Source organism: Acetobacter estunensis, assembly GCF_011516945.1.
Lineage (GTDB): Bacteria > Pseudomonadota > Alphaproteobacteria > Acetobacterales > Acetobacteraceae > Acetobacter > Acetobacter estunensis.
Genome location: NZ_WOTH01000067.1, coordinates 1 through 9,392 on the forward strand (window position 1 = coordinate 1; position 9,392 = coordinate 9,392).

General features: G+C 54.2%; 9 protein-coding genes and 1 pseudogene. 3 read left to right on the forward strand and 7 right to left on the reverse strand.

The window, feature by feature from the left end:
* Positions 1-4: 4 nt before the first annotated feature.
* The 3 genes from GOB87_RS15780 (at position 5) to GOB87_RS15790 (ending at position 3,580) form a co-directional block, all read left to right on the forward strand.
* Complete coding sequence (locus GOB87_RS15780) at positions 5-994, forward strand: TniQ family protein (RefSeq protein ID WP_338421444.1); 990 nt, start codon at positions 5-7, stop codon at positions 992-994.
* A gap of 348 nt (positions 995-1,342) precedes the next feature.
* The gene (locus GOB87_RS15785) at positions 1,343-2,458 is read left to right on the forward strand and encodes a hypothetical protein (RefSeq protein ID WP_166318928.1); all 1,116 of its coding nucleotides are present in this window, start codon (positions 1,343-1,345) and stop codon (positions 2,456-2,458) included.
* A gap of 34 nt (positions 2,459-2,492) precedes the next feature.
* Positions 2,493-3,580 (forward strand): IS3 family transposase gene (locus tag GOB87_RS15790; protein WP_166318931.1). Its coding sequence is split into 2 segments (ribosomal slippage): positions 2,493-2,754 and positions 2,754-3,580, totalling 1,089 coding nucleotides; the frame shifts between segments, so codons are not numbered across the junction.
* 309 nt (positions 3,581-3,889) lie between these two features.
* Here the strand turns inward: GOB87_RS15790 and glnT are convergent.
* The 7 genes and pseudogenes from glnT to GOB87_RS15825 form a co-directional block, all read right to left on the reverse strand.
* Entirely contained in the window at positions 3,890-5,206 is a 1,317-nt protein-coding gene (gene glnT / locus GOB87_RS15795; protein WP_194303383.1) for a type III glutamate--ammonia ligase, read from the reverse strand.
* Between the two features lie 74 nt (positions 5,207-5,280).
* On the reverse strand, positions 5,281-6,621 hold the full coding sequence (locus GOB87_RS15800; RefSeq protein WP_456303938.1) for an FMN-binding glutamate synthase family protein: 1,341 nt from the start codon (positions 6,619-6,621) through the stop codon (positions 5,281-5,283).
* Between the two features lie 4 nt (positions 6,622-6,625).
* Positions 6,626-7,324, reverse strand: coding sequence for a GltB/FmdC/FwdC-like GXGXG domain-containing protein (locus GOB87_RS15805; protein ID WP_166318934.1), 699 nt, complete (start codon positions 7,322-7,324; stop codon positions 6,626-6,628).
* Positions 7,321-8,217: a class II glutamine amidotransferase gene (locus GOB87_RS15810; RefSeq protein ID WP_166318937.1), complete on the reverse strand. Its 897-nt coding sequence runs from the start codon at positions 8,215-8,217 to the stop codon at positions 7,321-7,323. Before GOB87_RS15810 ends, GOB87_RS15805 begins: the two co-directional genes overlap by 4 nt.
* Before the next feature lie 108 nt (positions 8,218-8,325).
* Positions 8,326-8,979, reverse strand: coding sequence for a helix-turn-helix domain-containing protein (locus GOB87_RS15815; protein WP_166318940.1), 654 nt, complete (start codon positions 8,977-8,979; stop codon positions 8,326-8,328).
* Positions 8,980-9,061: 82 nt separating this feature from the next.
* Positions 9,062-9,256: a hypothetical protein gene (locus tag GOB87_RS15820; protein ID WP_166318943.1), complete on the reverse strand. Its 195-nt coding sequence runs from the start codon at positions 9,254-9,256 to the stop codon at positions 9,062-9,064.
* Positions 9,257-9,291: 35 nt separating this feature from the next.
* A pseudogene (locus GOB87_RS15825) lies at positions 9,292-9,392 on the reverse strand (IS5/IS1182 family transposase); the annotation flags it as partial.

Consider the following 9,392-nt stretch of genomic DNA (forward strand, 5'->3'; position numbering starts at 1 on the left):
CAACATCAAAGAAACCAGACTGCTTCATATCGCCATTCCCTCAATCAACGCAGAAGAAATAGAATCATACAGAAGACCTCAAAACCAGGGGGTTTTTAGAACCCTCCATCTTGCTGTTCATGCCGGATACCCTCTCCGAGGAGCGAGGGAACTGGACTGCTGTCTGCAGCCCCAGGCGGATCGTACGCTTGCGGCCATGACCGGCCTGTCACAACGCTCAATCAAGGTGATGCGCTGCGGGACGCCACAGGGGCGTCTCTGGGTTAGGGATCACGCCGTCTGGTGTCGCCAGTGTGTGCGGGAAGATCTGCTGGAGGGAGATGAGCCCTGGGAGCGGCGGTCATGGCGAACGGGTGCGGCAGTGTTCTGCGAACGGCATCGGCGAGTTCTGGAAGAAGCCTGTCCACGGTGCAATAAAATAGGCAAGGGATGTCTTTTTCTCAGTGACAAAGGTCGGATGCAGCCGCTGTGCGCTGTCAAAGGCGATAAAATCAATTTGTGGGGGGACGTATCAAATGATCAGTTTCCCTGGGGTCTGACGATAGACAGAACAATATCCCGGTGCGTGAACGCTCTGAGCATTGATCTCTGTCGCAGTCTTGTCGGGCAGACACTTCACGCACAATGGCGTGGCGTCAGCAGGGAACGCCGTCTGACGACAATTGTTGAAGAGCTTACGTTGATGATACTGATCACGATCGATTATCTCCCGAGGCCTCAACCGCCGCTTTGCTGGATGCTGGAGCAGTCAGACTGGAAAGCGGCTTTCCATTATACGCCGGCCATGCTGCCAGTTCCGCTGGCAGCCGGCATCATCATGCTGGCTTCAGTAGTATTGTCCGATCATCAGTTTTTCGAAGACCGGGTTTTCTGGGATCCTTCAGAATGTCAGATTGCCTGTGAACCACTCACGCCAGAGACTTATGTGATGTGGCTGCATCCGAAAGTAAGATCATGGGGACGATACCTCATTAGTGCACCGTTTGGTGTGTAGCGCCTTGTGTCTGTTTATCATCAATCAGTGGCTTTTTATCATTATCTTCTGCATTTTTATCGCGATTAAGTGGTTTTTTCGGCGACAAAAACAGCCGTCAGCAACGGATTATCATTATCTTCTGGTTTTCGACAGGGGCCTTTTTTTATGGTCTCCAACCTAGTTGCGATAAAGGGTATTATCGCAACTAGGTTGGGGGGAGGGGGCCTTTCTCCGGATAGTCGCGCAGTTTGAACCTAAATGGTTGTTAGGTTAAGTTAAGAACGACGCGGACTGGTCCTCATCCCGTGAGACATGGAGCTGCCTGAAATAGCCCGGACAAAAACCATTCCCGTCTGTGATGGACGCATGCAAGTGGAAAACGTGGGAGCGGTCCTGGTCGGCACGGTCAGCGCGATCGTGCGGCTCGACCACCGCTTGCGTGGCCACCCGCTCTTACCGGCCTTCCTTTTCAGGGCGCGTCTTGCGGCGATACGGACCCAGGCCACCACCGATGGACAACTCGTCGATCCATTCCGCTTGGTGGCGGTCCTTGAAGGTCTCCCTCTTCGACAGCCCGATGATCCTGAAGACCGCATGCTCCAGCATGACGCGTCATGGTGTGCTTACGATCTCTATGCCTGGCTTGCGCACCCAGGGAGTAGGCGCCAGCGGTCAATCAATGCGGCGATGCGGGCGATCGAAGAAGAGGATCCGGGTCAGGGTATTTTGCTGCAGGCGGCCGAGGCCTACTATCGCTGGATCTGGAAGCAGAACCGGCGACGTGCGCCCATGCGGGCGGCTCTGGTCAAGGCATGGCAGGAGGCCGGGCTTTTCGCGGCACCTGTTCCACTTACGGCTCCAGCGGCTTTCCGGCCGGACGCATCCACGGATCGGGTCGAGTGGATTGCGTGCTTCCTTCATGAACTTCAAGTGGAAGCCATGCGTTTCGACGACCTTCTATCACGCATGGAATACGCTTGGACGTTTGCAAGACGCGCTGTGCGAGGGCAACGCTCGACAAGCCGTGCTGGACTGGTTGTCGATCTCCTGATGCTGCATCCGCTGGCGTCCGCCACAGGGATTGCACACTGCACCGGGCTTTCGATCAACGCGACGCTCCAGATTTTGGAACGTCTTCAGGGGCAGGGCATCGTGGTAGAAGTCACAAACCGATCAGCTCGGCGGTTGTTCGCGATGCGGGCGTTCGAGGGGATCAGCGATTGCATTCGACCGCCTCAGCGCCGAAGCCGTGGCAAGACGACAAGAGGCGAAGGAGAGATCGTAACCTCATCCTTTTCGACCGCCCAATCCCGTGTCAGGCGAGACGAACTACCGCCACTGGATTACACGGATCTCGACCATGCGCTTGCTGCAGCTGACCGAGCTGTAGCCAGTTTTCTCACGACACTGGAGGGTGACCAACAGGACGTCCCGTCTCCCTCTTCGGGTAATCCCCCCATAAAAAGAGTGACTTTTGAATGAGAATTTTCTCAGCGTAAGAATTGAGGAGATTCTGATGAAGAGTGATCGCTTTACTGACGCCCAGATCATGGGTGTGATCCGCCAGGCTGAGGGCGGTGTCCCGGTTTCTGACCTGTGCCGGGAGCATGGGATTAGCAACGCCACGTTTTACCGGTGGCGCGCGAAATATGGCGGCATGGATGCTTCGATGATCAGTCAGATGAAGGCTTTGGAAGAGGAGAACCGTCGGCTGAAGCGCATGTATGCGGATCTGAGCATGCAGACGGATATCCTGAAGGAAGCCCTTGGCAAAAAATGAAGCGGCCAGCCCAGCGCCGGGAACTGGCGGCACAGGCTGTGGCGCATCATGGGGTCAGCATTGCGCTGGCCTGTCGGATTTTTGGGATATCCGAGACCTGCTTTCGCTATCGTCCGCGACTGGCAGCGGAGAACGACAGGATTGCCGATCTTCTTGTGGGGCTGACCCAGGCTCACAGGAGATGGGGATTTGGTCTGTGTTTCCTGTATCTGCGCAATGTGCAGGGACAGCTCTGGAATCATAAGCGGGTTTATCGGATCTATCGGGAACTGGAACTCAACCTGCGGATTAAACCCCGCAGGCGCCTGGTTCGCGAAAAGCCAGAAAAGCTGTCGGTTCCAGCCCTGCCCAACAGGGTCTGGTCCATGGATTTCATGGCGGACAGGCTGATGGATGGACGTGCTTTTCGGCTCCTGAACATTCTGGATGACTTCAATCGTGAAGGACTGGCGATCGAGGTTGATTTTTCCCTGCCAGCCTGTCGGGTTGTCCGCTGTCTGGAACAGGTTATGGAGTGGCGTGGCAGGCCAGAAGCCATCCGAATGGATAATGGCCCTGAATATGTCAGTCATACGTTGGTTTCATGGGCCGAAAAACAGGGGATTACCCTGATCTATACGCAACCGGGTAATCCGCAGCAGAACGCCTATATTGAACGCTACAACGGAACTGTCCGGCAGGAATGGCTGGAGCAGTATTTGTTTGAAAGCATTCAGGACGTGCAGGAGGTCGCAACACAATGGCTCTGGACATATAACCATGACAGACCCAACATGGGGAACAGCGGGCTAACCCCCGCCCAGAAACTAAAAACAGCTGCCTGAATTCTCATTCAATGCCCCACTAAAAATGGGGGGATTACCCCACCTTTTGCAGCATAAACCGCTGCATGTGATACTCCCGCACCACTCAGGAGCGTAGTAATCGATAAAAGGAATGAAAATCGATATATCTTGCTCATGAGAACTCCTTGTTTGCATGTGATGGGCAGCTAAAGAGAGAACTTGTTTTGATAAGAAGAGCAGGCTAGGCATCAGTACAGTATAATTGTGCGCCATCGTTACGTTCCGCGTTAGCAATATTATGAACACGGAACGTTATAATTGTGCCTATAATTTTAACTTATGCCCTCATCAGCAGTCGATCGTGGTCGTGCGTTCCCAGTCTGACAAGTGACTGCAATAGGCATTCCATTCCGCAGTTTTCAATTGGATATAGGGAGCCACCAGTCCCTCGCCAATTACATTCCGTAAACCTCTATCGGCATCAAGTGCGCGCAATGCATCCAGAAGATTTAGAGGAAGCTTTTTCGCGTCCCTAACCTTGTGACCGTCCGTGTACATATTGATGTCCAGCGGTTTTCCTGGGTCTATTTTCTGTTCAATACCATCCAGACCGGCAGCTAAAAGAGCAGCCTGCAAGAGATAGGGATTAGCCGCTCCATCAGGCAAACGCATTTCAAAACGCCCTTTGCCGGGAACACGAATCATATGCGTCCTATTATCACCAGAGTAGGTCACTGAATTTGGTGACCATGTGGCTCCTGAGACAGTGCGTGGCGCATTGATACGTTTATAGGAATTCACTACAGGATTGAGAAATGCACAAAGAGCATCTGCATGATTTATAAGTCCGCCAACAAAATGATACCCTTGCTTGGACAAACCCATTGCATCTTTCGCGTCAAAACACACATTCGTTTCCCCATCCCACAAGGAAACATGAGCATGACATCCGGTACCAGTCAGATGCATGAAGGGCTTAGGCATGAACGTGGCACGTAAGCCATGTTTTTCTGCAATTGAGCGAGCCATAAACTTGAAAAATACATGACGATCCGCAGTAACAAGCGCATCGTCAAATATCCAGTTCATTTCGAACTGACCATTCGCATCTTCATGATCATTTTGGTATGGTTCCCATCCAAGAGACTGCATCGCATCGCAGATTTCTGCAATAACATCATAGCGACGCATGAGAGCAGATGCATCGTAGCATGCTTTAGGTGCATCATCATGTCCGTCGGAAATGCGTTGACCATCTGGGGTGAGAAGAAAAAACTCACATTCCACACCAGTCTTAACCGAAAAACCAGCGCTCTTCGCACGGTTGACCATTCGCTTGAGTGTATTCCGCGGCCCTTGCTCGATCAGAGCGCCATGCATTTTCAGATCAGACGCCAGCCATCCAACTTCCGGCTTCCAAGGAAGCTGAATAAGGGTTGAGGGATCTGGAATGGCCACAAGATCCGGGTCAGCTGGTGAGAGAACAAAATTAGCTGCAAACCCTGCAAAACCTGCACCATTTTTCTGCATTCCAGCAATTGCTGATGCAGGAACCAGTTTTGCACGCTGTGCGCCAAATAGGTCTGTAAATGAAATAAGGAAATAGTGAATTCCGCGATCTGCGGCAATTGCCGCCAAATCAGGCGCTATCGTAGCTTGGGGCATGTCTGAAGCCTTGCAAATAGTCGTGTCTAAACGAAAGACGCCTCAATACACTCCGGCATTGAGGCGTCGAGGACTCAGAAACCGGTTTTACCCGGGTACCATTCTGTCCCTGCAAGCGGAATCCTGGTCATTGCTGCCGCTTCAAGGGTCAGCGAAACCATATCTTCGGGTTCCAGATTATGCAGATGACTTTTGCCACAAGCCCGTGCAATAGCTTGCGCTTCCATCGTCATGACCGAGAGATAATTGGCGATACGTCGTCCACCAAGAATCGGGTCAAGACGGGCAGCCAGTTCCGGATCCTGCGTCGTAATACCAGCTGGATCCCGTCCTTCCTGCCAGTCATCATAGGCTCCAGGTACGGTCCCGAGCTTGGCATATTCTTCGGCTAGATCCGGACTTTGATCGCCCAGCGCAATCAATGCAGCGGTGCCGATCGCCACAGCATCCGCACCAAGCGCCAGAGCCTTGGCCATATCCGCACCACTCCGAATGCCTCCGGAAACAATCAGTTGCACCTTGCGATGCATATCAAGATCCTGCAGCGCTTGCACGGCGGAGCGAATAGCCGAAAGAATAGGCAACCCAACATGCTCGATAAAGACTTCCTGCGTTGCAGCAGTACCTCCTTGCATGCCATCAAGCACGATCACATCTGCACCAGCCTTAACCGCCAAAGAAACGTCATAATACGGTCTGCTTGCCCCCACCTTTACGTAAATTGGCTTTTCCCAATTTGTGATTTCTCGAATTTCTTCAATTTTTATTTCGAGATCGTCAGGACCAGTCCAATCTGGGTGACGGCAGGCTGAACGCTGGTCAATTCCCTCAGGTAAATCACGCATCTTGGCAACACGCGGTGAAATTTTCTGACCCAGAAGCATACCGCCACCGCCTGGCTTTGCCCCCTGCCCGACCACGACCTCAATCGCATCCGCACGGCGCAGATCATCGGGATTCATCCCATAGCGCGAAGGGAGATATTGATAGACAAGGATGGAGGAGTGTCCGCGCTCCTCTGGAGTCATCCCGCCATCACCCGTCGTGGTGGACGTACCAACAGCGCTGGCGCCTCGACCCAGAGCTTCCTTCGCCTGCGCCGACAGCGCACCGAAAGACATGCCCGCGATCGTCACAGGCGTCTTCAGGCGTATCGGCTTCTTTGCAAAACGCGTTCCCAGAACTACCTCTGTATCGCACCGCTCACGATACCCTTCGAGGGGGTAACGAGAGATTGAGGCACCCAAAAACAGCAGATCGTCAAAATGCGGAAGCTTGCGTTTTGTTCCAGCTCCCCGGATGTCGTAAATACCGGTCGCTGCAGCGCGCTGGATCTCGGAAATCGTAAACTGATCGAACGTGGCCGAAAAACGCGGCGTTGTGCGAGGCGGCGTGTTTTTACTCTGTGACATCATGACCTCAGTACGCAGCAGCGTTATCAACGTGAAAATTGTAGAGACGGCGCGCGGAACCGTAGCGACGGAAACTCTCGGGGCTGTATTCCGTGATTCCCGCCTCTTTCAGTAACCTTTGGAGAAGCTGTAGATCCTCTGCAGTCATCTCCTTTTCCTCGCAGTCGGCACCGAGACTTTTGACAGTCCCGCGCACGAAAATGCGTGCCTCATAAAGGCTGTCACCAAGTGCATCACCGGCGTCACCGCAGACGACCAGATTGCCGGATTGCGCCATGAAGGCACTCATATGCCCGACGGATCCGCGCACAACGATATTGACACCTTTCATGGAGATTCCGCAGCGCGCGCCCGCATCTCCCTTGATGACCAGCAAGCCGCCGTGCGCGGTCGCACCGGCTGCCATACTGGCATTCCCTTCGACGCGCACCGCACCGCTCATCATGTTCTCGGCAACACCAGGGCCGGCATTCCCCTTAATCACCAGATTGGCGTGCTGGTTCATACCGCCAGCGTAATATCCTGCCTGACCATCAATGGTAACATCAATTGGTGCTGTCAGCCCGACCGCAATGGAATGTCGCCCCTCTGGATGGCTGACCAGCCAGGTACCGGTGGCGTCTTCCGACTGCAGCGTAGCGTTGAGTTTACGGATAGTCGTTTCGCGCAGGTCGATCGCCTGATGATTGGACAGCGCCACGCTCATGCCGCATGCTCCCAATGATAGACACGTTGCGGCTCAGGCTCGAAAACCGTTGCGCTCTCAATCCCCGGCAGACCGGCGAACGCCCGATATTCGGATGCGAATGCAACATAATCATCCGTCTCGGCCATCACGGCCGGCTTGCAAGCAACGGGGTCACGCAGCACGGCAAACCCATCGCGCGTACCGACGACGAACGTGTAAAATCCGTCCAGGTCGGACAGCGAAGCCGTCAGGGCTTCATCCAGCCTTTCTCCTTGGGACAACCGCCAGGACAGATAGCCAGCAGCTACTTCCGTGTCGTTTTCGGTTTCGAAGCTTAGGCCGTCGCGCACCAGCTGGCGACGCAGCGTGTTGTGATTGGACAGAGATCCATTATGCACGAGGCACTGATCCGGGCCGGTCGAAAATGGATGCGCGCCAGCCGTGGTAACGGCGGATTCGGTCGCCATCCGCGTATGGCCGATTGCGTGAGTTCCGCTCATCTGAGCGAGCTGGAAACGCGCCGCCACCTCTTCGGGAAGACCGACACCCTTATAAAGTTCGATACTATCTCCACTGGAGACGACCGTGACGTCGGGTCCATATTCCGCAACCAGTTCCCGAATAGCCGAGACGGCATCATCCGGGCAGGACACCACGAGATGATCGTCCCGATAAGAAAAAGTGGCGCTATCGCTCAACGACAAGACGCTCTTTTCGAAGTCCGGCCGCAAAACCTCCGTAACACCACGCAGCGTCATCTTGGTGCGGCCATGCGCACCGCCTCCATAAATAGCGAAGCCCGCGCTGTCTGGACCGCGTTCTGTCATGGTTTTGAGCATTTGCGCCGTCAGGGCGCCAAGCTGTGGCTGTAGAGCCGGATTTTTCAGGAATAACCCAACGATGCCGCACATCGTATTTCTCCGCGATCAAAGGAAACGATACGGCAATGAAGCGCATCCTTTCACGCGGAGTCAACGGAAAAGAATAAAATATTCCTAAAAGGAAAGTTTTCAGTTCGTCTACGGTGTGTCGCTTTTCCGGGGATAGATGATGATTGAGAGATAACGCATTGGGTTTTCGAGTAATTCCTCTGGTCCGTGAGGTGCCTGGCAGTCGAACAACAGGGTATCGCCGGGCTCCATGTCGTAGCGTTCCTCGCCGTGGCGATAGAGGACACGGCCACTGAGCATGTAGATCAGTTCCACGCCCTCATGCCGAAAATGACTATAGGATCTGGCTTCCTCGTGAAGCGTAATCATATAAGGCTCGACCACGGTCGGACCGCCGAGAAGATGCCCGAGCAGTTCATATTCATGGCCGGCCTTGGTTCCACGGCGCTCGATAACGACGCCATGACCGCTCTTGACGAAGGAACAATCCCGCTGCTCTTCAAACGTTGCGAAAAGCTGGCTTAATGGCACATTCAGCGCCCTGCTGACGGACTGAAGCGTAGTCAGAGACGCCGAAATCTGTCCATTCTCGATCTTTGACAACATGCCGAGCGAGATTCCCGCCGCGTTCGCCAGATCGGCGCCTGTCAGTTCCGCCTTGCGCCGACGCAGTCTGATTTGCGCGCCCAGCGACTCTTCCAGCGTCAACTCACGGACGGGCTCGGCTGATGAGCCGGTTAGCAGATCTCCGGCATCATCCGGAGTAACAGGGCGAGAAGGCATTACGGCAAGGCTTAAACTCCATATATGTTATCCTGAGCCCGGCTCAGCGTAGGCAGGACGCGCTTGCTTCAGCCAGACAGGATCAATCCAGAACACGCATCGTAGACGCAAATGGGGCGAACTGATCTACTAAAGATGGAAGACTATGTTCTTTCAGAGATTTACGGAGCGTTTCCGCCAGATCGAGGGGCAGACGACCAAACTCACGTCGCCGCGCGACCAGTGTCATGCGGCGACGAAAACCGGAGATCGGCAACGGATGCACCGCCAGCCCCATTTCCGGCCCGTATCCCGCTTCCCTAAGAGCCTGAATCAGAAAGCGGTTTGATTGATTTTCCGCAGAACTCTGCGGATATGGGCAATCATCAACCATGCGCAGGATGACGAGATTGTTGCCTCGACATCCTTCGTGA

Excerpts from the sequence above, each read along its gene's own strand:
- GOB87_RS15785 (WP_166318928.1), top strand. The coding sequence starts at position 1,343 with ATGCAAGTGGAAAACGTGGGAGCGGTCCTGGTCGGCACGGTCAGCGCG.
- GOB87_RS15805 (WP_166318934.1), bottom strand. The coding sequence starts at position 7,324 with ATGAGCGTGGCGCTGTCCAATCATCAGGCGATCGACCTGCGCGAAACG.
- GOB87_RS15820 (WP_166318943.1), bottom strand. The coding sequence starts at position 9,256 with ATGGGGCTGGCGGTGCATCCGTTGCCGATCTCCGGTTTTCGTCGCCGC.
- GOB87_RS15810 (WP_166318937.1), bottom strand. The coding sequence starts at position 8,217 with ATGTGCGGCATCGTTGGGTTATTCCTGAAAAATCCGGCTCTACAGCCA.
- glnT (WP_194303383.1), bottom strand. The coding sequence starts at position 5,206 with ATGCCCCAAGCTACGATAGCGCCTGATTTGGCGGCAATTGCCGCAGAT.
- GOB87_RS15800 (WP_456303938.1), bottom strand. The coding sequence starts at position 6,621 with ATGATGTCACAGAGTAAAAACACGCCGCCTCGCACAACGCCGCGTTTT.
- GOB87_RS15815 (WP_166318940.1), bottom strand. The coding sequence starts at position 8,979 with ATGCCTTCTCGCCCTGTTACTCCGGATGATGCCGGAGATCTGCTAACC.